At 66.5% G+C, this 25,575-nt stretch carries 23 protein-coding genes; 9 read left to right on the forward strand and 14 right to left on the reverse strand.

Features of this window, described 5'->3' with window-relative positions; genetic code table 11:
• The first annotated feature begins 39 nt into the window (after positions 1–39).
• Both HMPREF3014_RS30295 and HMPREF3014_RS30300 read left to right on the forward strand, forming a co-directional pair.
• Positions 40–792: a substrate-binding periplasmic protein gene (locus HMPREF3014_RS30295; protein WP_003106330.1), complete on the forward strand. Its 753-nt coding sequence runs from the start codon at positions 40–42 to the stop codon at positions 790–792.
• Positions 793–941: 149 nt separating this feature from the next.
• Positions 942–1,697, forward strand: coding sequence for a substrate-binding periplasmic protein (locus tag HMPREF3014_RS30300; RefSeq protein ID WP_003096075.1), 756 nt, complete (start codon positions 942–944; stop codon positions 1,695–1,697).
• 36 nt (positions 1,698–1,733) lie between these two features.
• Here HMPREF3014_RS30300 and HMPREF3014_RS30305 read toward each other — a convergent pair whose 3' ends face one another.
• From HMPREF3014_RS30305 to gpmM, 6 genes are all read right to left on the reverse strand, one after another.
• Positions 1,734–3,215 carry a hypothetical protein gene (locus HMPREF3014_RS30305; protein ID WP_003123647.1) on the reverse strand — a complete coding sequence of 494 codons (1,482 nt, stop codon included), beginning with the start codon at positions 3,213–3,215 and terminating at the stop codon, positions 1,734–1,736.
• Positions 3,216–3,283: 68 nt separating this feature from the next.
• Positions 3,284–4,057 carry a divergent polysaccharide deacetylase family protein gene (locus tag HMPREF3014_RS30310; RefSeq protein WP_003096069.1) on the reverse strand — a complete coding sequence of 258 codons (774 nt, stop codon included), beginning with the start codon at positions 4,055–4,057 and terminating at the stop codon, positions 3,284–3,286.
• Positions 4,057–5,367, reverse strand: coding sequence for a proteolytic complex protein CptA (gene cptA / locus HMPREF3014_RS30315; protein ID WP_003123646.1), 1,311 nt, complete (start codon positions 5,365–5,367; stop codon positions 4,057–4,059). Before cptA ends, HMPREF3014_RS30310 begins: the two co-directional genes overlap by 1 nt.
• Positions 5,368–5,395: 28 nt before the next feature.
• Positions 5,396–6,682, reverse strand: coding sequence for a murein hydrolase activator EnvC family protein (locus HMPREF3014_RS30320; protein WP_003123645.1), 1,287 nt, complete (start codon positions 6,680–6,682; stop codon positions 5,396–5,398).
• Positions 6,683–6,831: 149 nt separating this feature from the next.
• Entirely contained in the window at positions 6,832–7,650 is an 819-nt protein-coding gene (locus HMPREF3014_RS30325) for a CPBP family intramembrane glutamic endopeptidase (protein ID WP_009314444.1), read from the reverse strand.
• 312 nt (positions 7,651–7,962) lie between these two features.
• Complete coding sequence (gpmM, locus tag HMPREF3014_RS30330) at positions 7,963–9,510, reverse strand: 2,3-bisphosphoglycerate-independent phosphoglycerate mutase (RefSeq protein ID WP_010793679.1); 1,548 nt, start codon at positions 9,508–9,510, stop codon at positions 7,963–7,965.
• Positions 9,511–9,834: 324 nt separating this feature from the next.
• Between gpmM and HMPREF3014_RS30335 the strand changes: the two genes are divergently transcribed.
• The 3 genes from HMPREF3014_RS30335 to secB are packed head-to-tail and all read left to right on the forward strand — an operon-like array spanning position 9,835 to position 11,038.
• Complete coding sequence (locus HMPREF3014_RS30335; RefSeq protein ID WP_003096058.1) at positions 9,835–10,254, forward strand: rhodanese-like domain-containing protein; 420 nt, start codon at positions 9,835–9,837, stop codon at positions 10,252–10,254.
• A gap of 1 nt (position 10,255) precedes the next feature.
• Entirely contained in the window at positions 10,256–10,510 is a 255-nt protein-coding gene (grxC, locus tag HMPREF3014_RS30340) for a glutaredoxin 3 (protein ID WP_023087890.1), read from the forward strand.
• A gap of 36 nt (positions 10,511–10,546) precedes the next feature.
• Positions 10,547–11,038 carry a protein-export chaperone SecB gene (gene secB, locus HMPREF3014_RS30345; protein WP_003096050.1) on the forward strand — a complete coding sequence of 164 codons (492 nt, stop codon included), beginning with the start codon at positions 10,547–10,549 and terminating at the stop codon, positions 11,036–11,038.
• Positions 11,039–11,096: 58 nt separating this feature from the next.
• Here secB and trmL read toward each other — a convergent pair whose 3' ends face one another.
• Positions 11,097–11,558: a tRNA (uridine(34)/cytosine(34)/5-carboxymethylaminomethyluridine(34)-2'-O)-methyltransferase TrmL gene (gene trmL, locus HMPREF3014_RS30350; protein ID WP_003104666.1), complete on the reverse strand. Its 462-nt coding sequence runs from the start codon at positions 11,556–11,558 to the stop codon at positions 11,097–11,099.
• Here trmL and HMPREF3014_RS30355 point away from each other — a divergent pair.
• Positions 11,557–12,024, forward strand: coding sequence for a hypothetical protein (locus HMPREF3014_RS30355; RefSeq protein ID WP_004347488.1), 468 nt, complete (start codon positions 11,557–11,559; stop codon positions 12,022–12,024). The two genes, trmL and HMPREF3014_RS30355, sit on opposite strands and share 2 nt — an antisense overlap.
• Before the next feature lie 812 nt (positions 12,025–12,836).
• On the opposite strand, the gene ntrC is transcribed toward HMPREF3014_RS30355, so the two are convergent.
• The 4 genes from ntrC to HMPREF3014_RS30375 form a co-directional block, all read right to left on the reverse strand.
• Positions 12,837–14,267, reverse strand: coding sequence for a two-component system response regulator NtrC (gene ntrC / locus HMPREF3014_RS30360; protein WP_003104661.1), 1,431 nt, complete (start codon positions 14,265–14,267; stop codon positions 12,837–12,839).
• A gap of 2 nt (positions 14,268–14,269) precedes the next feature.
• On the reverse strand, positions 14,270–15,346 hold the full coding sequence (gene ntrB, locus HMPREF3014_RS30365; protein WP_003096033.1) for a two-component system sensor histidine kinase NtrB: 1,077 nt from the start codon (positions 15,344–15,346) through the stop codon (positions 14,270–14,272).
• Positions 15,347–15,616: 270 nt separating this feature from the next.
• A complete protein-coding gene (locus HMPREF3014_RS30370; RefSeq protein WP_003114474.1) occupies positions 15,617–16,189 on the reverse strand; it encodes a DUF4124 domain-containing protein in 573 nt (190 codons plus the stop codon).
• Entirely contained in the window at positions 16,186–16,707 is a 522-nt protein-coding gene (locus tag HMPREF3014_RS30375; protein ID WP_023087888.1) for a DUF4124 domain-containing protein, read from the reverse strand. The genes HMPREF3014_RS30370 and HMPREF3014_RS30375 overlap by 4 nt, the downstream gene beginning before the upstream one ends.
• Positions 16,708–16,994: 287 nt before the next feature.
• Here HMPREF3014_RS30375 and HMPREF3014_RS30380 point away from each other — a divergent pair, with 287 nt between their 5' ends.
• Positions 16,995–19,202, forward strand: coding sequence for a mechanosensitive ion channel family protein (locus tag HMPREF3014_RS30380; protein WP_003111156.1), 2,208 nt, complete (start codon positions 16,995–16,997; stop codon positions 19,200–19,202).
• Here the strand turns inward: HMPREF3014_RS30380 and HMPREF3014_RS30385 are convergent.
• Positions 19,199–19,603, reverse strand: a complete 405-nt coding sequence (locus tag HMPREF3014_RS30385) for a hypothetical protein (RefSeq protein WP_003114473.1) — start codon at positions 19,601–19,603, stop codon at positions 19,199–19,201. The two genes, HMPREF3014_RS30380 and HMPREF3014_RS30385, sit on opposite strands and share 4 nt — an antisense overlap.
• A gap of 147 nt (positions 19,604–19,750) precedes the next feature.
• Positions 19,751–21,160: a glutamate--ammonia ligase gene (glnA, locus tag HMPREF3014_RS30390; protein ID WP_003096016.1), complete on the reverse strand. Its 1,410-nt coding sequence runs from the start codon at positions 21,158–21,160 to the stop codon at positions 19,751–19,753.
• Between the two features lie 336 nt (positions 21,161–21,496).
• Here glnA and thiI point away from each other — a divergent pair, with 336 nt between their 5' ends.
• Positions 21,497–22,951, forward strand: coding sequence for a tRNA uracil 4-sulfurtransferase ThiI (gene thiI, locus HMPREF3014_RS30395; protein ID WP_003096011.1), 1,455 nt, complete (start codon positions 21,497–21,499; stop codon positions 22,949–22,951).
• Positions 22,952–23,167: 216 nt separating this feature from the next.
• Entirely contained in the window at positions 23,168–24,985 is a 1,818-nt protein-coding gene (gene typA, locus HMPREF3014_RS30400) for a translational GTPase TypA (protein WP_003096009.1), read from the forward strand.
• Positions 24,986–25,068: 83 nt separating this feature from the next.
• On the opposite strand, the gene HMPREF3014_RS30405 is transcribed toward typA, so the two are convergent.
• Positions 25,069–25,494, reverse strand: coding sequence for a helix-turn-helix domain-containing protein (locus tag HMPREF3014_RS30405; RefSeq protein ID WP_003114472.1), 426 nt, complete (start codon positions 25,492–25,494; stop codon positions 25,069–25,071).
• Positions 25,495–25,575: the final 81 nt, after the last annotated feature.

Here is a 25,575-nt window from a genome sequence, read left to right on the forward strand (position 1 = left end):
TATTCTGCCTCGCTCCAGGCCCCTGACAGGATGACAACAATGCAAAGAAGCCTGCTCTTCGCGCTGCTCGCAACCCTGCTGCTGGTCGGCGGCGCGCGCGCCGAAACCGATCCCGACTACAGCATGGTCCTGCTCACGGAGAACTTCCCGCCGTACAACATGGCGATCAACGGCAAGAACTTCGCCCAGGAAGACAACATCGACGGCATCGCCGTGGATATCGTCCGCGAGATGTTCAAGCGCGCCGGCATCAAGTACAGCCTGACCCTGCGTTTCCCCTGGGACCGCATCTACAAGCTGGCGCTGGAGAAGCCCGGCTACGGGGTGTTCGTCACCGCCCGCCTGGCCGAGCGCGAGGACAAGTTCAAGTGGGTCGGTCCGATCGGCCCGGACGACTGGGTGCTGCTGGCCAAGGGCGACAGCCCGATCACCCTGGGCAGCCTGGACGAGGCGAAGAAATACCGGATCGGCGCCTACAAGGGCGATGCCATCGCCGAGTTCCTCGGCAAGAACGGTTTCGAGGCCGACCTGGCGCTACGCGACCAGGAAAACGCGCAGAAGCTGGTCAAGGGCCAGATCGACCTCTGGGCCAGCGGCGATCCCGCCGGGCGCTACCTGGCCAAGCAGGAAGGCGTGACCGGCCTGAAGACGGTGCTGCGCTTCAACAGCGACCAGCTGTACCTGGCGCTCAACCGCGAGACTCCCGACGAAGTGGTGCAGAAGCTCCAGGCAGCCCTGGACGGCATGCGCAAGGAAGGCTTCGTCGAGGACATCCTCAACAGCTATCTCTGATTCGCTCCGTCCGGCCAACAGGGGGCCGGGCGGGGAAACGCCTTTGCCGGCCCCGCCGGCAATGCCATGGAAGGCCGACGAGCCAGGTATTTCGTCCTGACGCAGGGATGCCGCTAGCCAATAACGATAACCAAGCGAGCGGTGTGACCATGCTGAAAGTCCTGATCCAGACCCTGATCCTGGGGGTGTTGCTGGGGGCCTCCGCGGCCCGTGCCGAATTGCCCGCCGACTACAAGGTGGTGCTGCTGACCGAGAACTTCCCGCCCTTCAACATGGCGGTGGACGACAAGAACTTCGCCCGCGACGACGGCATCGACGGCATCAGTGCCGACATCGTCCGGGAGATGTTCAGGCGCGCCGGCATCGGCTATTCCCTGAGCCTGCGCTTCCCCTGGGACCGCCTGTACCGGTTGACCCTGGACAAGCCCGGCTACGGGCTCTTCTCCATGACCTACACCCCCGAGCGGGTGCCGCAGTTCAAATGGGTCGGCCCGCTGGCCGACACCAGTTGGGTGTTGCTGGCGCCGGCCGGCAGCAAGATCGCCGTGAAGAATCTCAAGGACGCCGCCCGCTACAAGCTCGGCGCCTACAAGAACGACGCGGTCAGCCAGCACCTGGAGGCCCAGGGCATCCCGGTGATCAACGCCCTGCGCGACCAGGAAAACGTGAAGAAGCTTACCGGCGGGCAGATCGACCTGTGGGCCACCACCGATCCGGTCGGCCGCTACCTGGCCAAGCAGGAAGGCGTGTCCGGCCTGCAGACGGTGCTGCGTTTCAACGAGGCCAAGCTCTACCTGGCGTTGAACAAGGACACTCCGGACGAGGTGGTGGAGCGCCTGCAAAAGGCCCTGGAGCAGATGCGCCAGGAAGGCTTCGTCGACGAAGCCGTCGCCAACTACCTCTGACTGGCGGGCGCCCCTCCGCCGGCGCGGCGAGGGGGCTCAGTTCAGGTCGTAGGCCTGGACGCCGAGGTCGCGGCTGTCGTACCAGTTGCCGCGGGCCCAGAACACCCGGTCGTGCGCCTCGTCGAAACCGAGCACGCCGAGGTAGCCGGCGATGTCCAGGCGGCGCCAGGATGAGCCCCAGTCGTCCGAGTAGTACACCGCGTTGGCGGAGACGCTCGCCGGCTCTTCGTCGGGATACAGCCACAGCGGCACTTCGTAGTGGCTCATGGTGTTGGCCAGCAGCACATTCCTGCCCATGTAGAACTCGCGCAGCCCGGAACTGGACGGCAGGGGCCAGAACGGGCTGGGCAGCTTGCCGGTGATCTTCCATTCGAGCGCGTCGCGATCGAGCTCGGCGATCAGCGAGCGCGATTCGTCGGGGTGGTCGAGCACTGCGATCACCCGACCGTCCATGTTCTGTTCCAGGCGCTCGACGGCCACGCCGTCGGTGCGCCGGATCGCGCCCATCTGCCAGCGTCCGCCCTCGCGGCGCAGTTCGGCCTGGGTGGTGACCAATATCGAGCTGGTCAGGTAGCGCCCCTCGGGTGGGCCATAGCGGAAGGTCTGGCTTACCCAGATCGCGGCGCGCTCCGCGTCCAGTTGGGCGACGTGTGCCTTGATCTGCCCGTGCTTGCCGTTGTAGTCGCCCCAGCTGACGCCGTTCGGCGCCAACTCGCGGGCGTAGGCGAGGTCGACCAGCAGCGGCGCGGAGGTGGCGATCGACTCGACACTGGCGCCGCGGTCGGGCGAATAGAACAGCCCGCTCGGCTGGCCGGGTTCCTGGCCGCCATCGGCACCGCCGTATTCGAAATCACCCCAGACCCAGACTTCGTCCTTGCCGTGGAAGCGCGGTGCGAGAGCCCAGCCCAGTCGATTCGCCTCGGCCATGAAGCCTTCCTCGAGCCGCCGCCAGCTCTTGCCCTGGTCGTCGCTGCGCAGCACCACTGTCTGCTCGCGCTGACCGTTGTCCTTGCCCGGGCGCCGCAGGCCGGTGAGCAGGAAGACGCTGGAACCGTCCGGCGTGACTTCCAGGCAGGCGGTCTCGCCGAGCCGCGCCACTTCGTGGAACACGCCGTCCGCGCCCAGGCGCGAGACATAGGTGGTTTCCGGATCGCCGCCGGATAGCAGCATGCCGTTGAGGAAGTTGAAGAGGTGGGGTTCGGACTCTTCTTCCCTGGGCTGGGCGGCCGCCACCAGGTCCAGGTCGATGACGCCCTCGGGCAGAGCCTGCTCGTCGCGGCCGACCTCGCGCCGGCCTACCAGCCAGGTGCCGGCGGGCGTCGCCCGCACGCCGGTGCAGAATTGCTCCATGGCGCGCTGGTCGATGTTCTCGACCTTGCCGACGGTGCTCTCGCCGGGGCTGGCGCCGCCTATCTCGAACTTGGCGCTGGTGAGGATCCAGATGAAACCGAGGGGAATCGCGCCTGCGACCAGCAGGGCGGCGGCGAGCAGGGGCATGGGAGGGGAAGGGCGGGCCATCGGTGCGTCCGTGCAGGAATGACGAGGACGTCACCTTAACCGCTGCCGCGACGCCGGTAAACCCGGCTTCAGTGCGGCGCCTGGCGTGGGTTGACGTTGCGGTTGCCGCGCTCGCCGATGAGCATCTGCGGCGGTACCAGCTCGATGCCCTGGGCGCGCAGCTTCGGCAGCTCCCGCGCCAGCACGTCGAGGGTGGCCTTGTGCGGGTGGCCGATGAGCAACGCCGAACCCTGCTTGCGGGCCAGGGCGACGCCGGCCTGCAGTTGTGCGGAGACCGCTTCCGGTGTGGCTTCGTTGTCGAGGAACACATCGCGCGAGACGCTCGCCAGGCCGATCCGCTGCGCCTCGCTGGCGGCCACGGTGGCGGCGCTGGTGCGGCTGTCGACCAGGTACAGGCCGCGACGCTGGAGTTCCTCGGCGAGCCAGGCCATCGCCGGGCGCACCGCGGTCATGCGGCTGCCCTCGTGGTTGTTCAGGCCTTGCACGAACGGCACCTTGGCCAGCGCCGCGTCCAGCCGCCGCGCACGCTCTTCCTGGGTCAGCTCCGGCCGCCAGGCGTAGGGACCGCCGGCCGGGTCCATCGGCATGTGCAGGATCACCGTGCGCCCGCGCTGGTGCGCCTCGCGGGCCAGTTCGGCGGCATGCGGGGTTTCCGGGATGATCGCCAGGGTTACGCCGGGGGGCAGGTCGAGAACCCGGCGGTCGCGTGCCAGGTTCTGCCCGAGGTCATCGATGACCACGGTCAGCAGCGGCGGGCGCTGGTAGGGGACGGGGTCCTGGCGGGCCTGGGCCTGGTTGAACAGCAGGCACAGGCCCAGCAGGGCAACGCGAAACGCCGACATCAGTTGCCGCGGGTGACGCTCAGGCCTTTCAGCAGGCTAAGGGCCTGGCTGAGCTGGTAGTCGGAATCCTGCGGGCGCTCGCTCGGCGCGGCACGCTTGCCGGTGGGGCGGTCGGCGCCGCCGTTGCCGTTGGCCAGGTGGCCCTGCAGGTCGGCTTCCTTGAAGCCCTCGAAGCTGCTCCGCTCCTGGGTCACCTTGGCGCGTCCGACTTCGATGTCCGGAACGATGCCCTGGGCCTGGATGGAGCGCCCGTTGGGGGTGTAGTAGAGCGCGGTGGTGAGCTTCAGGGCGCGGTCGTTGTTCAGCGGCAGCACGGTCTGCACCGAGCCCTTGCCGAAGCTGTCGGTGCCCATCAGGATCGCGCGCTTCTGGTCCTGCAGGGCACCGGCGACGATTTCCGCCGCCGAGGCGCTGCCACCGTTGATCAGCACCACCAGCGGAACCTTGTCGCTGGGATCGGCCGGGTCGGCGCTGAAGCGCAGCTCGGAGTTGGCGATGCGGCCCTTGGTGTAGACGATCAGGCCCTTGGTGAGGAAGGCGTCGGCTACCTCGACGGCGGACTGCAGCACGCCGCCGGGGTTGTTGCGCAGGTCCAGGACCAGGCCCTTGAGACGGCCCTTGTTGTCCTTGCGCAGCTGGTTCAGCGCCTTGACCACTTCCTCGCCGGTGTTGACCTGGAACTGGGTGATGCGCAGGTAGGCGTAGCCGGGTTCGAGGACCTGGCTCTTGACACTCTTGACCTTGATGATGGCGCGCTTGAGTTCGACGTCGAACGGTCTGCCGCCATCGCGGACGATGGTCAGGGTGATCGCGGAGCCGGCCTTGCCGCGCATGCTGTCGACCGCTTCGGTCATCGACTGGCCCTTGGTCGGCTTGCCGTCGATCTGCACGATCAGGTCGCCGGGCTGGATGCCGGCGCGGGCCGCGGGGGTGTCGTCGATCGGCGAGACCACCTTGATGAAGCCGTCTTCGCTGCCGACCTCGATGCCCAGACCGCCGAACTCGCCGCTGGTGCTTTCCTGCAGCTCGGCGAAGTCCTCCGGGCCGAGGTAGGCGGAGTGCGGGTCGAGGTTGCTGAGCATGCCCTTGATGGCGTTTTCCAGCAGGGTCTTGTCGTCCACTGGCTCGACATAGGCGGCCTTCACCCGGTCGAGAACCTCGGCGAAGGTACGCAGCTCGTCGAGGGGCAGCGGGGCACTGCTACCGTTGGCCAGTGGCGCGGCGTCGGCCGGGGCGTCGGCAGCCTGGGCCGCGCCCGCGCCGAGCAGCAGGGCCAGCGCCAGGGTGGTGGGACGGAAGCAATGCAGCATGTTCAGCTCCTAATCACGAGTTCGGCGCCTATCCCTGTGCGCGGCACCAGGTAGTAGGGTCCGCCGGGCGGCCCTGATGGCGAATGGCGAAGTACACGGCCGGGCTACTCTGGCCGCCGCTGGTTCCAACGGTGGCGATCGGGTCTCCGGCCTTCACGGTGTCGCCGGCGTCTTTCAGCAGGCTTTGATTATGGCCATAAAGGCTGAGGTAGCCGCCACCGTGGTCGAGGATGACCAACAGGCCGGCTCCGCGCAACCAGTCGGCGAATACCACGCGTCCGCCGTGCACCGCGCGGACGGTGCTGCCGGCGCTCGCCGAAATCAGTACGCCGTCCCATTTCGCCCGCGGATCGTCGCCGCGCTGGCTGCCGAAGCGCGCCACGACGCGGCCATTCACCGGCCACGGCAGCTTGCCGCGGGCCGAGCCGAACGCGCCGCCGTAGACCGCGCCAGTGCTTGAGACCAGCGGGCCCGGCGCAGGTTCGCGCGGTGGGCTGGTGACTCGTCCGGGGGCGGCCTGCTGCTGGCGCGCACGCTCGCGTTCGGCGGCCAGCGCGCGCTGGCGCTCGCGCTCCGCCGCGGCGGCGGCTTCGCGGGCCTGGCGGGCCAGGGTTTCCTCGATGGTCCGCAGTACCTTGGCCAGCTCGGCCTGGTCCTGTTGGCGGGACTTGAGCTTCTGGTCGCGTTCGCGGTAGTCGCTGTTCAGCTTGGCCAGGGCTTGCTGGCGCTCCTTGCGGGTCGCTGCCAGCGCCTCGCGGCGGCTGTCCAGCTCGCCTTGCTTGCTCAGTTGTTCGGCTTTCTGCGCAGAGATGTCCTGCTCGACGTTGGCCAGCTGGCGGAGGGTTTCGTTGAAGCTGGCGAGCTGTTCGAGACGGGCTTTGTTGATGTAGTCGTAGTAGGTGAGGGTGCGGCTGAATTTTTCCGGGTGTTCCTGGTTCAGCAGCAGCTTCAGGTATTCCTCGCGTCCACTCTGGTAGGCCGCGCGGGCCTGGATGGCGAGGAGGCGCTGCTGCTCAATGCGCGCGTCCTGGAGTTTTTTTTTCTCCCCATCCAGCCGTTTCAGCTCGGCTTCGCTCTTGTCCAGCTCGTCCTGCAGGGCCTTGATCTGTTTTTCCAGGTCGCCCATCTCGGTCTCGGTGGACTTCAGCTGCTTCTGCACGCCGCTCTTTTCCTGCTGGATGCCGTCCAGCAGCTTCTTCAGCTCGCCGATGTCCTTCTGCGTCTGTTCCAGCTGGCGTTGGGTGTCGGCGCGCTCGTCGGCGAAGGCCGGAGCGAGACAGGCGAGGGATAGCAGGAGAGGAAGGAGGCGGAGCATGGGGTGGCGGGCACCTGGGAATTGGACCGGCCTAGTATGCCCGTGGCCGCCGTTAAAAAAAACGCCCCGCACCGCGCGCTGTGGGGCGCTTCCACGTATTTCAGCCGGATGGCAGCGGCGGATGTCGTCGACTACGAAGGCCACGGGCATCAGGCGGGTCTGTAGAGCGGGTAGGTGAACAGCAGCAGATGCGTCAGGTTCAGCCCGAAGTGGAACAGCGTCGCCACCCACAGGCGGCCGCTCCACAGCCAGGCCAACCCGTAGATCAGCCCGGCGAGGCCGGCGAACAGCATCAGCAGCGGGCCGCCGGCGAAGTGCGCCAGGCCGAACAGCGCCGAGGCCAGCGCCAGGGCGGGCCAGGGGCCCAGCCATTGGCCCAGGCGTTGCTGCAGGTAGCCGCGGAACAGCGCTTCCTCGGCAAGGGAAACGAAGAACAGGTTGGCCAGGACGAACTGCCAGAGCCAGGCCGGCGCGTGGAGTTCCGGCCGCAGCAGGCCGACGCCGACAGCCAGCAGAAGCAGCGCCGGCACCGCCGCCACGAGCAGCAGCCAGTACCAGGGGCGGCCGGGAGCGCGGGCTTCGTCGCGGAACAGGCTCGGCAGGCAGGCCAGTAGCAGGAACGGCACCAGTGCCTTGTCGAAGTTGAAGTACATGGTGAACGGCAGGCTCTGCGGGCCGACCACCGCCTTGTCCAGGATCCTGGGGTTGGCGAAGCCGGGTAGCAGGTGCAGGAACAGGCCCACCGCGCCGGCGACCAGCAGCAGCTCCAGGCCCAGGGCCCAGGCGCGGCGTGCCGCCAGGCGCCGGCGCAACAGGGCGAGGACGCCCAGTGCAGCCAGGGCGGCGACCGCAGGCGGAGCGAGAACCCCGTCGTAGAAGGCGAGGCAGCAGGTCGCGAGCAGCAAGACGAGGGCCAGCAGGCGCTGGAAGGACAGGGCGAGGAGCGAGGTGGCGAGGAGGAACCACATCGGCGGAAATCCTTGTAGGGCAGATGGAAAAGACAGCGCGGGCAAGGCTAGCACGGGCCTCGGCGACGTAGCGGGAGGCAGGGGGAAGACGCGGAAAATGAAAACCGCGGCACACGTCTCGACGCCGCGTGGCCAGGCCTGTCGGCCGATCGGCAGCGTTAAAGCGGGGAAGGTGGCGTCGAGGAAACAGGGCGCGGCGCCCGGCCCGCTACGGCGGATAACGTCGCAGGCGTTATCCGTCGATGGCCTGCAGAAGCGGCGGATAACCGCGACGCGGTTATCCGCCCTGCGCGGGAGTTCGTCGTTCGCGGATCAGCCGAGGGTGACGATGCTGCGACCGGTCATTTCCGCCGGCTGCTCCAGCCCCATGAGGGTCAGCATGGTCGGCGCCACGTCGGCCAGCACGCCGCCTTCGCGGATGCTCAGCTTGCGCTTGCCGACGTAGACGAAGGGCACCGGTTCGCAGGTGTGCGCGGTGTGCGCCTGGCCGGTGGACTCGTCTTCCATCTGCTCGACATTGCCGTGGTCGGCGGTGATCAGGGCTTCGCCGCCGACCTTGTCCAGCGCCTCGACGATACGGCCCATGCAGGTGTCCAGGCACTCCACGGCCTTGACCGCGGCCTCGAACACGCCGGTGTGGCCGACCATGTCGCCGTTGGCGTAGTTGACCACGATCACGTCGTAGCGCTGTTGCTCGATGGCCTCGACGATACGGTCGGTGACTTCCGGCGCGCTCATCTCGGGTTGCAGGTCGTAGGTGGCGACCTTCGGCGAGGGGATCAGGATGCGCTCCTCGCCCTCGTAGGGTTCCTCGCGGCCGCCGGAGAAGAAGAAGGTCACATGGGCGTACTTCTCGGTCTCGGCGATGCGCAGCTGGGTCTTGCCATGCTTGGCCAGGTATTCGCCGAGGACGTTGGTCAGCGGCTCCGGCGGGAAGGCACAGGGCGCCGGGATGCTCGCCGCGTACTGGGTCAGCATGACGAAACCTGCCAGTTGCGGGGCTCGTTCGCGGGGGAACTCATTGAATGCCGGCTCGACGAAGGCGCGGCTCAGCTCGCGGGCGCGGTCGGCGCGGAAGTTCATGAAGATCACCGCGTCGCCATCCTCGACCCGCACCGCTTCGGCGCCGGCCGGGACCACCGCGGTGGCCTTGACGAATTCGTCGCTCTCGCCGCGGGCGTAGGCGGCCTCGAGGGCTGCCACCGAGGAGTCGGCGGTGAACTCGGCCTTGCCGTCGACGATCAGTTCATAGGCGGCCTGGACGCGGTCCCAGCGGTTGTCGCGGTCCATCGCGAAATAGCGGCCGATGATCGAGGCGATGCGGCCCTTGCCGAGCCCGGCGAAGGTGGCGTCGAGACGCTCCAGCGACGGCTGCGCGCTTTTCGGCGGGGTATCGCGGCCATCCAGGAAGGCATGCAGGTAGATCTTGCCGGCGCCGCGCCTGGCGGCCATCTGCGCCATTGCCACCAGGTGGTCTTCATGGCTGTGTACGCCGCCCGGGGAGAGCAGGCCGAGGATGTGCACCGCCTTGTCGGCGGCGACGGCCTTGTCGACCGCCGCGGCGATCACCGGGTTTTCGAAGAATTCGCCGTCGCGGATGGCCTTGGTGACGCGGGTGAAGTCCTGGTACACCACGCGGCCTGCGCCGAGGTTCATGTGGCCGACCTCGGAATTGCCCATCTGGCCGTCGGGCAGGCCGACGTCCATGCCGGAGCCTGAGATCAGGCCGTGCGGCTGGGTTGCCAGGAGGCGATCCCAGACCGGCTTCTTCGCGGCGTAGATGGCGTTGTAGTCAGGGCTTTCGCTGTGGCCGAAGCCGTCCAGGATGATCAGGACCAGGGGTTTGGGCGTGGCAGTCATATGTCCGGCTCTATTTCCGCGGGGTTCAGAAACTGACCAAATTTAGTGGGAACATTGTCGTTCAAGACGTAGGAAGAGGCTGATTGATTAAACCGATGACGCCGATCCGCAACCGAATGCCGCTATCCTCGCTCCCTCTGTCCCGCCCGAACCGTGCCCGGGCCGGAACTGGCCAGCTTCACAGAAAAGGACCGGCATTCTAACCGTGAAGTTTCCCGCGACGCCATTTCCTGGAGCCGAGCGGGGCGCCGCCCGGCGGGTTCCCCCCTGGCCGGCGCGGTCTGTATACTGGCCGGCATTTTTACGCCCTGGATATCCGTCACCATGCAATTCGTTTCCCGTCTGATCGAGTTCGCCACCAACCACTACCTGCTGGTCGCGGCGCTGCTGGTCCTGCTGGTCCTGCTGTTGCTGCACGAGCTGCGCAAGGGCGGCAAGAGCCTGTCGACCCGCGAGCTGACCGCGCTGGTCAATGCCGACCAGGCGGTGGTCCTGGATATCCGTCCGGCCAAGGAGTTCGCCAGCGGGCACATCGTCGACGCGCTGAACATCCCGGCCGACAAGCTGAACAGCCGCATGACCGAGCTGGAAAAGTACAAGGGCAAGACCATCATCCTGGTCGACGCCATGGGCCAGCACTCCGGTACCTGGGGCGGCGTCCTGAAGAAGGCCGGCTTCAACGCCGCCAAGCTGTCCGGCGGGATCGGCAGCTGGCGCGGCGACAACCTGCCGCTGGTGAAGTGACATGCCGCCCGTCGTGATCTACACCACCGCCTGGTGTCCGTACTGCATCCGCGCCAAGCAGTTGCTGCAACGCAAGGGCGTGGACTTCCAGGAGATCGCCTGCGACGGCAAGCCCGAACTGCGCGCCGAGCTGGCACGCAAGGCGCGATCGACCACCGTGCCGCAGATCTGGATCGGCGAGAACCATGTCGGCGGCTGCGACGACCTTCATGCACTGGAGCGCGCCGGCAAGCTGGACGCGCTGCTGTCTGCCTGAAACCATTCATGAATTGACCCAAGGGAAGGCCCGAAAATGACCGAGCAAGCTACCAACGGCGCTGCCGACGAGCAGCAACCCCAGTTCTCCCTGCAGCGCATCTACCTGCGCGACCTGTCGTTCGAGTCGCCGAAGTCACCGGAAATCTTCCGCCAGGAATGGAACCCGTCCATCAGCCTGGACCTGAACACTCGCCAGAAGCAGCTGGACGGCGACTTCTACGAAGTGGTCCTGACCGTATCGGTGACCGTGAAGAACGGCGAGGACACCACTGCCTTCATCGCCGAAGTGCAGCAGGCCGGCATCTTCCTGATCAAGAACCTCGATCCGTCGAGCATGAGCCATACCCTCGGCGCGTTCTGCCCGAACATCCTCTTCCCGTACGCTCGCGAAGCCCTGGACAACCTGGTGGTACGCGGTTCGTTCCCGGCGCTGATGCTGTCGCCGGTGAACTTCGACGCCCTCTACGCCCAGGAAATCGCCCGCATGCAGGCCTCCGGCGAGATCCCGACGCCGTCGGTCCAGTAAGCCCAGCGCTTGCGAAGAAGCCCGCCTTGCGCGGGCTTTTTCATGCCTGTCGGCCGGCTCAGTCCATGGCGAAGCCGAGCTGGCGCCAGGCTTCGTAGACGGTCACCGCCACCGTGTTGGACAGGTTCAGGCTACGGCAGCCTTCGCGCATCGGCAGGCGCAGGCGCCGATCGGTTGGCAGGGCGTTGCGCACGTCCTCCGGCAGTCCGCGGCTTTCCGGGCCGAAGAGGAAGGCATCGTCGCGCTGGTAGGCCACTTCGTGGAAGGCCCGCGACCCCTTGGTGGTGAAGGCGAACAGGCGTGGCTGGCCGAGGGCCTCGAGGCAGCTCTGCAGATCCGGGTAGCGGCGTACGCTGGCGTATTCGTGGTAGTCGAGGCCGGCACGGCGCAAGCGCTTGTCGTCCAGTTCGAAACCGAGCGGCTCGATCAGGTGCAGACTGCATCCGGCGTTGGCGCAGAGCCTGATAATGTTGCCGGTATTCGGAGGTATCTCCGGTTGAAACAGGATGACGTGGAACATGCAGGGCTCCGGAGCAGATAACGGGCGGCATTCTACCTCCGCCATCGACGATCTGCGGCGCCAGCGCTGGAAAGTCTGGGGTGCGCTGGTGCTTGCCGGGTTGTTGTTCGGGCTGATGCTCGGCAGGTTGTTCGGTCCCGCTTCGCTGCCGACGTCTGCGCCGCAACTGCTGGCGGTCGGGGAGAGCGAGCAGGGCCTGGTCCTGCGCTTCGATCGCCAGGCTGCGGTTACGGCGGCACGGGTGGAGGGTGCCCTGACGTTGCGCATCGTCGCCCGGGGCGCGGCGCAGCATGGAGACGGGCGATGGCTGGGCCAGCCGTTGCGCTGGCGCGTCCGCGAGGAGGGAAAGGCGCTGCTGTTGAGCCTGGTCTCGACCCGCCCCTTGCAGGGGCGCTGGCAGTGGTCGGAGGATGGCGAGGGCTGGCGCCTGGTCGTCGAACTGCAGGAGCGCGACGGCCGGGAATAAAAGGGGGAATTCTCAGCCTGCCTGTACCGAGGTCCCCAAACGGGAGGGCGGAGGCGCGGATCGCTGCGCTACCGCCGGGCATAAAAGAGGGGAGTTCTCAGCCTGCCTGTACCGAGGTCCCCGAAACGGGTGTGGTGGTTGCGCGCGGATGCTGCGTCTGCCGCCGGGTGTAAAAGAGGGGATTCCCCAGCCTGCCTGTACCGAGGCCCCCGAAATCTTCGTTATCTGCTCCAATGCAGGGGCTGTGCCAATTCTCATGAGCGCGCTGGCGGCGCGCTCGCTTTCCTGAAGGATTGTGGATAAGTCTGTGGGCGAGCTGGTGATGAATGCCTCTGGAAGCCCGTGGATCAAGGGCTTGGCGGCATCCCAGGGGTTTGTGGGAAGTCGATTGCGAAAAAATGACGGAGCGGGCTTTTCCGCCAGCGATTGATGCCGATTTGTCGCCTGCTGGTGCACGCTGCCCAAAATCCGGGCAAGGGCCGCTGCCCTGCACAACCGGCGGATAACCGCGATGCGGTTATTCGCCCTACGCCATGGTTTGACCGGTGGTGCCGGGCGGGCGCCCTGCCGAGGCTGGGGCTGTGCCGCGGACGGTAGGGCGAATAACGCCATAGGCGTTATCCGCCGCGGCCCTGCACAATCGGCGGATAACCGCGATGCGGTTATTCGCCCTACGCTACGATTTGACCGGTGGTTCCGGGCGGGCGCCCTGCCGAGGCTGGGGCGGCGTCTCGCTTGGCACGGGCGCGCGACGGACCATGAAAAACGGGGCCCGAAGGCCCCGTTGGGTCGCTCATGGGAGCAGTGGCGCTTCAGTCGTCGCCTTCGTCGTCGGCTCCATCGACGTTCATCCCCAGCTCCTTGATCTTGCGGGTCAGGGTATTGCGGCCCCAGCCGAGCAGCACGGCGGCATCGCGGCGGCGGCCGGCGGTGTGCTTGAGGGCGGTTTCTATCATGATCCGTTCGAAGGCCGGCACGGCGCTGTCCAGCAGGTTCGACTGGCCGCGGCCCAGCGCCTGGTCGGCCCACTGGCGAAGGGCCTGTTCCCAGTTCGCCGCCGGCGCGCTGTCCTGCGGCTGGGTCAGCAGCTCCGGCGGCAGGTCGTCGATGTGCACCTCGCGGCCGGAGGCCATCACGGTGATCCAGCGACAGGTGTTCTCCAGTTGGCGGACGTTGCCCGGCCAGCCGAGGTTCTTCAGGTACTCCTCGGTTTCCGCCTTCAGCAGCTTGGGTTCCACCGCCAGCTCCTGGGCGGCGCGGCTGAGGAAGTGCCGGGCCAGCGCCGGGATGTCCTCGCGGCGGTCGGCCAGCCGCGGGATGTGGATGCGGATCACGTTCAGGCGATGGAACAGGTCCTCGCGGAACTTGCCGTCGCGCACCAGGCTTTCCAGGTTCTGGTGGGTGGCGGCGATGATCCGCACGTCGACCTTCACCGGCGTGTGCCCGCCGACCCGGTAGAACTCGCCGTCGGCCAGGACGCGCAGCAGGCGGGTCTGGGTGTCGGCCGGCATGTCGCCGATCTCGTCGAGGAACAGGGTGCCGCCATCGGCCTGCTCGAAGCGTCCGCGGCGCTGGGCGGCGGCCCCGGTGAAGGCGCCCTTCTCATGGCCGAACAGCTCGGATTCCATCAGGTCCTTGGGGATCGCCGCCATGTTCAGCGCGATGAATGGCGAGGCTGCGCGCGGGCTGTGGCGATGCAGGGCATGGGCGACCAGCTCCTTGCCGGTACCCGATTCGCCGTTGATCAGCACGGTGATGTTGGAATGGCTGAGGCGGCCGATGGCGCGGAATACCTCCTGCATCGCCGGCGCCTCGCCGATGATCTCCGGCGTGCGCGCCTGGTTCGCCGGCAGCTCCAGGCCCTGCTGCTCCTGGGCGTGCTGGTTGGCGCGCTTGACCAGGGAGACCGCCTCGTCGACGTCGAACGGCTTGGGCAGGTATTCGAAGGCGCCGCCCTGGTAGGAGGCCACCGCGCTGTCGAGGTCGGAATGCGCGGTCATGATGATCACCGGCAGGCGCGGATGCAGTTCGCGGATCTGCGCCAGCAGGTCGAGGCCGCTGGCGCCGGGCATGCGGATATCGGAGATGATCACGTCCGGCTGCTGCCGGCCGAGGCGGCCGATGACGCTGTCGGCGCTGTCGAAGCTCACCGTGGTCATGCCTTCCTGTTGCAGGGCCTTTTCCAGTACCCAGCGGATGGAGCGGTCGTCGTCGACGATCCAGACGGTCTCTGATCGGCTCATGGTCAATGCACTCCTTGTTCCAGGGGCAGGAACAGACTGAACACGGTATGGCCGGGGTGGCTCTCGCATTCAATCAGCCCCTGGTGCTGGCTGATGATGTTCTGGGCGATGGCCAGGCCGAGTCCGGTACCGTCCGGACGGCCGCTGACCATGGGGTAGAAGATGGTTTCCTGGAGCTCGGCCGGAATGCCCGGGCCGTTGTCGATGATCTCCACCTTGCACACCAGGCGGTGACGCGTGTGGCCGATGGTGAACTGGCGCAGGGTACGGCTGCGCAGGGTGATGCGACCGAGGCGCAGGTCGTTCTGCCCGGCGATCGCCTGCATGGCGTTGCGTACCATGTTGAGCACGGCCTGGATCATTTGCTCGCGGTCGAGCAGCAGGTCGGGGATGCTCGGGTCGTAGTCGCGGACCAGGGTGATGCTGCCCTGGCTCTCCGCTTCCACCAGGCTGCTGACCCGCTCCAGCACTTCATGGATGTTGGTCGGCGCCAGGTTCGGCAGTTTGTTCGAGCCGAGCATGCGGTCCACCAGGTTCCGCAACCGGTCGGCTTCTTCGATGATGACGTTGGTGTAGTCCTTCAGCGACTCTTCCGGCAACTCGCGAGACAGCAGTTGCGCCGCTCCGCGGATGCCGCCGAGCGGGTTCTTGATCTCGTGGGCGAGCCCGCGCACCAGCAGCTTGGTGGTCTCCTGCTTGGACAACTGCGCTTCTTCGCGGGTGATCCGCATCAGCCGGTCGCGCGGATGGACCTCGAGCAGCAGCAGCGTCTCGTTGCGGTTGAGGATGGGCGTCACCGCATAGTCGACCGTGATGCTGACGCCGGTGATCGAGGTCAGGGTCGCTTCGCGCTTGGTGAACGGATGTGCCTGTTCCACCGCCTGGCGCAGCGAGTTCAAGGCTTCCGGCGATTCGGTGAACAGCTCGCTGATGAATTGCCCGTGGCTGCGCTGGCCGCTCACGGCCAGGAGCATCTCCGCCGCCGGGTTCATGTACTCCAGGCGCAGTTCGCCGTTGAGCAGGATCACCGCGGTGGTCAGGTTGTCGAGCAACAGTCGGTGCAGGGTATCGGTCGGCATGGCGGGCAGCTGTTCCAAGGTTGGGCAGGAAAATGCAAAAAGCAAACCAGGCGCCGAAAAGGCGCGTTTTTTCTGCCGAGGCGCTGGCTAGAGGTGCGCCGGGAAGGTTTTCGGCGACGAGCGGTGACCCGAAATGGGGACAGTATAGAAAGTGGTGCGGGTAATCGCACCAATCTGGTGCGTTGGCGTGGCCGGCGGCGTTTTCGCCAGGAGAATCGGGAAATAAACCGGAAAATCCCGCCCACGGCGGAGTGGGCAGGGGAAGTTCGGCTAGCGCTCGCTTGGCTCTATCGCGCTGACCAGCGGCGTATCGACCTCCGGCAGGGGTTGCCCGGCGATGCTCACTCGATGCAGGTGGAAGGGCTGGCTCGGGGTGCTTTCGACGGTCATGCCGTCGCCATCGATGATTTCCACTGCGACCTGGTGGGTGCCGCGATCGAGGTTCTTCAACGGGAACACCGGGCTGCGTCCCGGCACTCCGGCAGGCTTGCCGTCGAGCAGCAGGCGATAGCGATGGCCGGGCAGCAGCGCCGGCTCGCTGGTGACGGTGACGATGACGTCGCCGCTGTTGGCGCGCAGGGTTGCGTCCGGTTCGGGGAAGAGGATGCGCAGTAGCTGGTAGGCCGGCGGCTTCACCTCCAGCGGCGCGGCGGGCGGACGATAGCGTATGCCCGGCGGCGCCACGCTGTTGCCCGGCGCCAGTTCGACGCGTTGGGCCTTGCGCCCGCTGGGCGGCTGGTCGGTGTAGACGCGGTTGCCCTCGGCGTCGATGTAGGTGTAGACCCCCGCTTGCGCGGCGCAGGCCAGGCACAGCAGGAGGGCGCCGAGAATGCGCGGGATCATCGCTTCTTCCCGAGGTGCACGCGCTGCACGGTGAAGGTCACCGGCGGGCTGGATTGCAGCACCCGTTCGCCGTTGAGTACCTGTACCGCGAGGCGGTGGTCGCCGCGGTCGATCTCGTGCAGGGTGAAGCGGGTGCCGCTGCTGGGCGTGCCGTAGGGTTTGCCGTCCAGCACCAGTTGCAACTGGTGGCCGCTGTGCAGGGCCGGGCGGATGCTGACGCTGACGTTGAAGGTGCCGTTGTTGGCGCGCAGCGCCTCTTCCGTGGGGAGGTCGCTGAGGGCAAGGATCTCGTAGGCGGCGGCCTCGCTATCGGCGGCCGGGGCATTGCCCGCGGAGGACTTTTCCGGCGTGTCGATTCCTACGGTATTGGTCGGCTGCAGTTCGACGGTCTGCGCCTGCACCCCGTCTGGCGGCTGGTTGGTGAATACCTTGTTGCCGTTGGCGTCGGTGTATTGGTAGATCTGCGCCATGGCCGGCAGGGCGGCGGCCAGGAGCAGGCAGCTGGTGATCAGGCGCATGGACGGTCTCCGGGTGAACCTGCCAAGCGTTGCACCGCATCGGCGCGCTGGCAAGCCGTGCATTGTGCGGCATGCGGGTATTCGAAGGTGTGCGCTGGGGCACGTTGGCGGTCGCTGTGCCCCGCCGCGCGGCTGCGTTCGTCTCAGCCGGCACTGGCGGGGCGAACCCTCGTTGCGCCAGAGTGTCTGTGCTTGCGCCGCCGGCCGGCGGCCCCGTTCGAAACGGCGGGTGTCCGGCTTGTATGATGCGGCTGTTTCGGTTTCTCACCTTGGGGACTGCCTTTCTCGTGCCGATCATCGCCCGCTTCACCCTTCGCTCCCGCGTCCTGGCGGCCCTGCTGCTGTGCCTCTGCGCCGCCCTGTTCTACTCGCCGCCGGGTGCCGCGGCGCTGCCGAACCCGTTGGCGGGGAGTTCTTCCGGTGGCGAGAAGGTCAGCGATGCGCAGTTGGAACAATCGCTGAACCAGGTCATCCAGACCCTGGAGAACGACAGGCAGCGCGCCGACCTGCTGAAAAAGCTGAAACAGCTGCGCGACGTGACCAAGAAAGGCAAGGAAAGCGAGGGTGGGGTGCTGGGGCTGATCGGCGATACCCTGACCAGCCTGGAGAAGCAGTTCCAGGGCGCGAACAGCCCGGTCGCGTTATGGGGCAACCAGTTCCAGCTGGCGCGTGCCGAACTCGAGGAGCGCTTTCCAAGCTGGCGCGACCTGCCGGCGATGGTCTTCGATTTTTCGGTGGTGATCCTCCTCTGGGCCTGCCTGGCCAGCGCGCTGCTCTGGCTCAGCCGGCGCATGCGCGAGCGCTTCGGCCTGTCGGCGGAGTTGCCGCAGCATCCGAAGACCCGCGACCTGCTGCTGTTCTCCCTGCGCAAGCTGGGCCCCTGGCTGGTGGCCTTCCTCATCACCCTGTACCTGTCGGTGGTGCTGCCGGACTCCCTGAGCAAGACCCTGGCGATGGTCATGGCCTATGTGTTGGTCTGCGGCACGCTGTTCTCCGCGCTGTGCGTGATTTCCCTCTCGCTGCTCAGCGGCCCGCACCGCCAGCGCGCCCTGGATATCCTGCGGCGCCAGGCGTTCCGCCCGTTGTGGCTGATCGGCAGCCTCGCCGCGCTGGGCGAGGTCGCCCACGATCCGCGGCTGATCGCCGGCCTCGGCGAGCACACCTCGATCTGCCTGAGTACCCTGGCCAACGCCAGCGCCGCGCTGTTCACCGCCTTGTTCGTGATGCGTTTCCGCCGGCCGATCGCCCACCTGATCCGCAACCAGCCGCTGGAGCGCCGCCTCAAGCGCCGTAGCCTGCACGACCTGGTGCAACTGGTCGGCTCGCTGTGGTTCGTGCCGGTGCTGGTGCTGGTGGGGATTTCCCTGTTCGCCACCTTCGTTTCCGCCGGCGACAGCAGTTCGGCGTTGCGCCGGGCGCTGGTCTGCGCGGTGCTGGCGGTGGTGGCGATGACCGTGATCGGGCTGATCCGCCGCCGTTCCAGTCGGGTCGGCGCCGGCCCGCGCCGCAGCGCGCCGTACATCGAGCAGTTGCAGAGCTTCGGCTACACCCTGCTGCACATCTTCGTGGTTCTGTTCTTCATCGAGGTCGCCTTGCGCGTCTGGGGCATGTCGCTGATTCGCTATGCGGAAGGCGAGGGCGAGCAGATCAGCATGAAGGTAGTCAGCTTCGGCACCACCCTGCTGGTCGCCTGGCTGATCTGGATCCTCACCGATACCGCGATCCAGCACAGCCTCGGCCTGGGCGGCAAGAGCCGGCCGAACACCCGCGCGCTGACCATGCTGCCGCTGATCCGCAACGTGCTGTTCGCCACCATCGCGGTGATCGCCCTGATCGTCGCCCTGGCCAACATGGGCATGAACGTCACCCCGCTGCTGGCCGGTGCCGGCGTGATCGGCCTGGCCATCGGCTTCGGTGCGCAGTCGCTGGTGGCGGACCTGATCACCGGCCTGTTCATCATCATCGAGGACTCGCTGTCGATCGACGACTACGTCGACGTCGGCGGCCACCTTGGCACGGTCGAGGGCCTGACTATCCGTACCGTGCGCCTGCGCGACCTGGACGGTGTGGTGCATACCATCCCGTTCAGCGAGATCAAGAGCATCAAGAACTACTCGCGCCAGTTCGGCTACGCGATGTTCCGCTGGCCGGTGCCGGCGAGCATGCCGATCGACGACGCGGTGGCGCTGGTGCGCGAGGTCGCGATGGAGCTGCGCAGCGACCCGGCGGTCTACCGCAACCTGTGGTCGCCGATGGAATTGCAGGGCGTGGAGAGTTTCGACAACGGCCAGGCGATCCTGCGCTTCCGCTTCAAGACCGCGCCGATCAAGCAGTGGGAGGTCCAGCGGGCGTTCAACCTGCGCCTGCGTCGGCGCCTCGACCAGGCCGGCCTCGAACTGTCCATGCCGCGTCTCAACGTACAGTTGAGCCGGGCGCCCAAGGCGAAATCCGCGGAACCGGACGAGCAGGGCACGCCGGCGGACGGCGGCATCTAGCGCGACAGGATGACCCGGCAGATGCGGCGCATGTCGCGGTCGTCGATGCCGTCGCACTGCCACGGCGCACGCGATACCACGGCCCGGCACTGGCGGCGCATGTCGCGGCTGTCGATGTCGTCGCAGCGCTTGCGGTCGCCGCGGACGATGGCGCGGCACTGGCGGCGCGTGTCGCCGTCGCGGATGTCGTCGCAGTCGTAGCGCTGTCCCGGCGCCAGCAGCGCGCCGCAGTAACGCCGCATGTCGCGGCTGTCGATGTCGCCGCAATCCCCGCTGTCGCCGCGTTCCAGTGCGTTGCACATGCGCCGCAGGTCGCGGTCGTGGATATCGCGGCATTCGGTGCCGGCCTGGGCGGGCAGGCTGAGGATGGCGGCAAGCAGGAGCCAGAGAGAGTGACGCATGGACGGTCCTTATCCTTGGGGCGGGGAGCGCGGCAAGTCTAACCGAACGGCGCGGCGAACTTTGCGTTTCTCCATGGGCCGGCCCATAAAAAAGGCCTCCCGAAGGAGGCCTCAAGAGGGTGACTCGTTGTTATAGGAAAGGGTGGATCAGACGCTGTAGTACAGGTCGTATTCCAGCGGGTGCACGAAGGTGCGCACCTTGATCTCTTCTTCGCTCTTCAGCTCGATGTAGGCATCGATGAACTCGTCGGTGAACACGCCGCCCTTGGTCAGGAACGCGCGGCCCTTGTCGAGTTCTTCCAGCGCCTCTTTCAGGCTGCCGCAAACCTGCGGGATTTCCTTCGCCTCTTCCGGCGGCAGGTCGTACAGGTTCTTGTCGGCGGCATCGCCGGGGTGGATCTTGTTCTGGATGCCGTCCAGGCCGGCCATCAGCAGCGCGGCGAAGGCCAGGTAGGGGTTGGCTGCCGGGTCCGGGAAGCGCGCTTCGATACGGCGGGCCTTCGGGCTGGATACGTAGGGGATACGGATCGAGGCGGAACGGTTGCGCGCCGAGTAGGCCAGCATCACCGGAGCTTCGAAGCCCGGGACCAGGCGCTTGTAGGAGTTGGTCGAGGGGTTGGTGAAGCCGTTCAGGGCCTTGCCGTGCTTGATGATGCCGCCGATGAAGTACAGGGCGGTCTCGGACAGGCCGGCATAGCCTTCGCCGGCGAAGGTGTTCTTGCCGTCCTTGGAGATCGACATGTGCACGTGCATGCCCGAACCGTTGTCGCCGTACAGCGGCTTCGGCATGAAGGTCACGGTCTTGCCGTAGGCGTCGGCGACGTTGTGCACGCAGTACTTCAGGGTCTGCACTTCGTCGGCCTTGGCGACCAGGGTGTTGAACTTCACGCCGATCTCGTTCTGGCCGGCGGTTGCCACTTCGTGGTGGTGGACTTCGACCACCAGGCCCATTTCTTCCAGGGCGTTGCACATGGCGGTGCGGATTTCATGGTCGTGGTCGACCGGCGGTACCGGGAAGTAGCCGCCCTTCACGCCCGGGCGATGGCCCTTGTTGCCGGACTCGATGTCGGCGTCGGTGTTCCAGGAAGCCTGCTCGGAGAAGATCTTGAACATCGAGCCGGAGATGTCGGACTTGAACTTCACTTCGTCGAAGATGAAGAACTCCGGCTCCGGGCCGACGAACACGGTGTCGCCGATGCCGGTGGACTTCAGGTACTCCTCGGCGCGCTTGGCGATGTTGCGCGGGTCGCGCTCGTAGCCTTGCATGGTGCTCGGCTCGATGATGTCGCAGACCAGGATCAGGGTCGGCTCTTCGGTGAACGGATCGAGGACGGCGGTGCTGTCATCCGGCATCAGGATCATGTCGGAGGCTTCGATGCCTTTCCAGCCGGCGATGGAGGAGCCGTCGAACATCTTGCCGGCTTCGAAGAACTCATCGTCCAGCGCGTCGCGAGCCGGCATGGTGACGTGTTGCTGCTTGCCCTTGGTATCGGTGAAGCGCAGGTCTACCCACTTCACGTCATGGTCTTTGATCAGTTGGTGCGACTTGTACGACATGCTGTCCTCCAGGAGGGATTAGAGCTGGGAGCTTTTTCTGTGCCCCAGTATCGGGTGATGCCGGCCGGAATACTCCGCCAGGGCAACCTGCCTCACAAGTGAGCAAGTTGCATGCCAGTGCCCGGAATCGGGCAGGGCCCCATGTTTGGCGGGGCCAGGTCTTCTTCAGGGTAGCTGGGCGGCCTTCGGGTGCACCGTTATGGTGCTCCATGTTGGTGCATCATTCCATTTTGGTGCAGCAAAAATAACTGTGCATATTTCTGCTCAATACGTGAGCAATTTCAGATATAATTCCGCCCCTTTTTTTCCGTCGCCCCGCGCGTTCGCGTCCCTCGCATGAAACTCATCGTCAAGACCTTCCAGGAAATCACCATCAAGAGCCGGCCGGTGCGCAAGCGCTTCATCCGGCAGTTGGCGAAGAACATCCGCGCGGTGCTGCGCGACCTGGACCCGGAGCTGAAGGTCGAGGGCGAGTGGGACAACCTGGAGGTGGAGACCGCCGTGGTCGACGCCAAGGCCAGGCGCGAGATGATCGAGCGCCTGACCTGCACCCCGGGCATCGGTCATTTCCTCGAGGTCCACGAGTATCCGCTGGGCGATTTCGACGACATCCTCGCCAAGTGCAAGGCGCATTTCGGCGACCAGTTGGCCGGCAAGACCTTCGCCGTGCGCTGCAAGCGCGCCGGCAAGCACGCGTTCACCTCGATGGAGGTGGAACGTTACGTCGGCAGCGGCCTGCGCCGCGAATGCGGGGCTGCCGGGATCGACCTGAAGCAGCCGGAAGTCGAGGTGCGGATGGAAATCCGCCTCGACCGCCTGTTCGTCATCCATCGCCAGCATCCGGGCCTGGGCGGCTATCCGCTGGGCGCGCTGGAGCAAGTGCTGGTGCTGATGTCCGGCGGCTTCGACTCGACCGTGGCGGCCTACCAGATGATGCGCCGCGGGATGATCAGCCACTTCGTGTTCTTCAACCTCGGCGGGCGCGCCCACGAACTGGGGGTGATGGAAGTCGCCCACTACCTGTGGGAGAAGTACGGCCGCTCGCAGCGCGTGCTGTTCGTCAGCGTGCCGTTCGAGGAAGTGGTCGGCGAGATCCTCACCAAGGTCGACGACAGCTATATGGGCGTGACCCTCAAGCGCATGATGCTGCGCGCCGCCAGCCGCGTGGCCGAGCGCCTGGAGCTGGACGCGCTGGTGACCGGCGAGGCGATCTCCCAGGTGTCCAGCCAGACCCTGCCGAACCTCTCGGTGATCGACCGGGTTACCGACACCCTGGTGCTGCGCCCGCTGATCGTCAGCCACAAGCAGGACATCATCGACACCGCCCGGCAGATCGGCACCGCCGAGTTCGCCCGGCACATGCCGGAATACTGCGGGGTGATCTCGGTGAACCCGACCACCCAGGCCAAGCCCTACCGCGTCGAGCACGAAGAGTCGAAATTCGACATGGCGGTGCTCGAGCGCGCCCTGGAGCGCGCCACCCAGCGCACCGTCGACCGGGTGATCGACGAACTCGGCCAGGACCTGCAGGTGGAAGAGGTCGGCGAGGTGCTGCCCGGTCAGATTGTCATCGATATCCGCCATCCTGATGCCCAGGAAGACGAACCCCTGGCCCTGGAAGGCGTCGAAGTCCAGGCGCTGCCGTTCTACGCGATCAACAGCCGCTTCAAGGAACTGGACGCCAACCGCCAGTACCTCCTGTATTGCGACAAAGGGGTGATGAGCCGCCTGCATGCCCATCACCTGCTCAACGAGGGGCACACCAATGTGCGTGTTTATCGTCCGGCTTAAGCAGCCGGGCTTGTTCGGCGGCAGCATCCGCCACCGTCCTCCCGACACGTCCGCCGCCTAGGCCGATGCCCGCCCTTCGGCGTGCCGGCCGGACCGGGGCAGCGTCCTCCTGCTGCCCGCCCCTTAATTGAAGAAGCCTGTCGTGTCGGGCGCCGCCCTGTCCGACCCCACCACCGCCGCGAAGCCGCGCTTCGGGCGTTAAACGAGACAAGACTTGTGATCGAAAATCTGCGCAACATCGCCATCATCGCCCACGTCGACCATGGCAAGACCACCCTGGTGGACAAGCTGCTGAAGCTGTCCGGCACCCTCGACCGCAAAGAAGCGGAAAGCGAGCGGGTGATGGACTCCAACGACCAGGAAAAAGAGCGTGGCATCACCATCCTGGCGAAGAACACCGCGATCAAGTGGAACGGCTACAACATCAACATCGTCGACACCCCCGGTCACGCCGACTTCGGCGGCGAGGTGGAGCGCGTGATGTCGATGGTCGACTCCGTGCTGCTGGTGGTCGACGCCCAGGACGGCCCCATGCCGCAGACCCGCTTCGTGACCCAGAAGGCCTTCAAGGCCGGCCTGCGTCCGATCGTGGTGGTGAACAAGATCGACCGCCCGGGCGCGCGTCCGGACTGGGTCATCGACCAGATCTTCGACCTGTTCGACAACCTCGGCGCCACCGACGAGCAACTCGACTTCCCGATCGTCTACGCCAGCGCCCTGAACGGCATCGCCGGTCTCGACCACGAGAAGATGGACGACAACATGGACGCGCTGTTCCAGGCGATCATCGACCACGTCCCGGCTCCGGTGGTGGACACCGAGGGTCCGTTCCAGATGCAGATCTCGCAGCTGGACTACAACAGCTTCCTCGGCGTGATCGGTATCGGCCGCATCACCCGCGGCAAGGTCAAGTCCAACACCCCGGTGGTGGCCATCAGCGACGACGGCAGCAAGCGCAACGGCCGCATCCTGAAGATCATGGGCCACCACGGCCTACAGCGCGTCGAGGTGGCCGAGGCGGAAGCCGGCGACATCGTCTGCGTCAGCGGCATGGAGGAGCTGTTCATCTCCGATACCCTGTGCGACCCGCAGAACGTCGAGGCGCTGCCGCCGCTGACCGTCGACCAGCCGACCGTGAGCATGACCTTCCAGGTCAACGATTCGCCGTTCGCCGGCCGCGAAGGCAAGTTCGTCACCAGCCGCAACATCAAGGAGCGCCTGGAGAAGGAACTGCTGCATAACGTGGCGCTGCGCGTCGAGCCGGGCGACAGCCCGGAGAAGTTCAAGGTTTCCGGCCGTGGCGAACTGCACCTGTCGGTACTGATCGAGACCATGCGCCGCGAAGGCTTCGAGCTGGCCGTGGGCCGCCCGGAAGTGGTGATCATCGAGAAGGACGGCGAGAAGCAGGAGCCCTACGAGAACGTCACCATCGACATCGAGGAGCAGCACCAGGGCTCGGTGATGGAGCAGATGGGCCTGCGCAAGGGCGACCTGAGCAACATGATTCCCGACGGCAAGGGCCGCGTGCGCCTGGAGTACACCATTCCGGCGCGCGGCCTGATCGGCTTCCGCAACAACTTCCTGACCCTGACCTCGGGCACCGGCATCCTGACCTCGACCTTCAGCCACTACGGTCCGATCAAGGCCGGCGAAGTCAGCAACCGCCAGAACGGCGTACTGGTCTCCATGGCCACCGGCACCGCCCTGACCTACTCGCTGGAGACCCTGCAGAGCCGCGGCAAGCTGTTCCTCGGCCCGGGCGACGAAATCTACGAAGGCCAGTTGGCCGGCATCAACAGCCGTGACAACGACCTGGTGATCAACCCGACCAAGGGCAAGAAGCTCGACAACATGCGCGCTTCCGGCAAGGACGAAGTCATCGCCCTGGTTCCGCCGATCCGCTTCACCCTCGAGCAGGCGCTGGAGTTCATCGCCGACGACGAGCTGGTGGAAGTGACGCCGAAGTCGATCCGCCTGCGCAAGAAGATGCTCAACGAGAACGACCGCAAGCGCTACGAGCGCAGCAAGGTCTAAACCGTTGCCGTACCGGCGCGCCGCAACGGCGTGCCTCGCGGCCGGCAGGCAGGGCAGGGGTGCCCGGCCTGCCGGCCGTTTTGCTATGCGCCGGGCGCTTTCCGGCGTGGCTTGATGGCCCCCGCGGCAGCGGCCCGCAGCAAGCGGCGGAACGTCGGGCAGTCCATGTGCTCGCGCGCCGGACAGGCCGCGGCATGCCGCAGGCCGTCGCGCATGGCGGCGAGGCGGCGGATCGTCCGGTCCAGTTCGTCGGCCTTGGCCGCCAGCGCCGCGCGGTCGATCCGCAGCGCGCCGTCGGCTGCGCCCATGCCGGCAATCTCGTCCAGCGACAACCCGGCGGCGCGGCCCAGCCCGATCAGCGCCAGCCGCTCCAGCACGCCTGCATCGAACAGCCGGCGCAGGCCGTGCCGGCCGCTGGAGGCGATCAGTCCCTTTTCCTCGTAGTAGCGCAGGGTCGAGGCCGGTACCCCGGATCGTCGCGCGACCTCGCCTATGTCCAGTTGCCGCATGCCCTTGACCTCAAGTCGACTTGAAGTGGAAGACTAGCGTTTCGGCACCTGGGCCGTGACGAAATACAGACGAGGTGAACC

The sequence above is a fragment of the Pseudomonas sp. HMSC065H01 genome (genome assembly GCF_001815235.1).
Lineage (GTDB): Bacteria > Pseudomonadota > Gammaproteobacteria > Pseudomonadales > Pseudomonadaceae > Pseudomonas > Pseudomonas aeruginosa.

Coding starts and splice junctions, on each gene's coding strand:
- HMPREF3014_RS30295 (WP_003106330.1), top strand. CDS start 40: ATGCAAAGAAGCCTGCTCTTCGCGCTGCTCGCAACCCTGCTGCTGGTC.
- HMPREF3014_RS30300 (WP_003096075.1), top strand. CDS start 942: ATGCTGAAAGTCCTGATCCAGACCCTGATCCTGGGGGTGTTGCTGGGG.
- HMPREF3014_RS30305 (WP_003123647.1), bottom strand. CDS start 3,215: ATGGCCCGCCCTTCCCCTCCCATGCCCCTGCTCGCCGCCGCCCTGCTG.
- HMPREF3014_RS30310 (WP_003096069.1), bottom strand. CDS start 4,057: ATGTCGGCGTTTCGCGTTGCCCTGCTGGGCCTGTGCCTGCTGTTCAAC.
- cptA (WP_003123646.1), bottom strand. CDS start 5,367: ATGCTGCATTGCTTCCGTCCCACCACCCTGGCGCTGGCCCTGCTGCTC.
- HMPREF3014_RS30320 (WP_003123645.1), bottom strand. CDS start 6,682: ATGCTCCGCCTCCTTCCTCTCCTGCTATCCCTCGCCTGTCTCGCTCCG.
- HMPREF3014_RS30325 (WP_009314444.1), bottom strand. CDS start 7,650: ATGTGGTTCCTCCTCGCCACCTCGCTCCTCGCCCTGTCCTTCCAGCGC.
- gpmM (WP_010793679.1), bottom strand. CDS start 9,510: ATGACTGCCACGCCCAAACCCCTGGTCCTGATCATCCTGGACGGCTTC.
- HMPREF3014_RS30335 (WP_003096058.1), top strand. CDS start 9,835: ATGCAATTCGTTTCCCGTCTGATCGAGTTCGCCACCAACCACTACCTG.
- grxC (WP_023087890.1), top strand. CDS start 10,256: ATGCCGCCCGTCGTGATCTACACCACCGCCTGGTGTCCGTACTGCATC.
- secB (WP_003096050.1), top strand. CDS start 10,547: ATGACCGAGCAAGCTACCAACGGCGCTGCCGACGAGCAGCAACCCCAG.
- HMPREF3014_RS30355 (WP_004347488.1), top strand. CDS start 11,557: ATGCAGGGCTCCGGAGCAGATAACGGGCGGCATTCTACCTCCGCCATC.
- trmL (WP_003104666.1), bottom strand. CDS start 11,558: ATGTTCCACGTCATCCTGTTTCAACCGGAGATACCTCCGAATACCGGC.
- ntrC (WP_003104661.1), bottom strand. CDS start 14,267: ATGAGCCGATCAGAGACCGTCTGGATCGTCGACGACGACCGCTCCATC.
- ntrB (WP_003096033.1), bottom strand. CDS start 15,346: ATGCCGACCGATACCCTGCACCGACTGTTGCTCGACAACCTGACCACC.
- HMPREF3014_RS30370 (WP_003114474.1), bottom strand. CDS start 16,189: ATGATCCCGCGCATTCTCGGCGCCCTCCTGCTGTGCCTGGCCTGCGCC.
- HMPREF3014_RS30375 (WP_023087888.1), bottom strand. CDS start 16,707: ATGCGCCTGATCACCAGCTGCCTGCTCCTGGCCGCCGCCCTGCCGGCC.
- HMPREF3014_RS30385 (WP_003114473.1), bottom strand. CDS start 19,603: ATGCGTCACTCTCTCTGGCTCCTGCTTGCCGCCATCCTCAGCCTGCCC.
- glnA (WP_003096016.1), bottom strand. CDS start 21,160: ATGTCGTACAAGTCGCACCAACTGATCAAAGACCATGACGTGAAGTGG.
- thiI (WP_003096011.1), top strand. CDS start 21,497: ATGAAACTCATCGTCAAGACCTTCCAGGAAATCACCATCAAGAGCCGG.
- HMPREF3014_RS30405 (WP_003114472.1), bottom strand. CDS start 25,494: ATGCGGCAACTGGACATAGGCGAGGTCGCGCGACGATCCGGGGTACCG.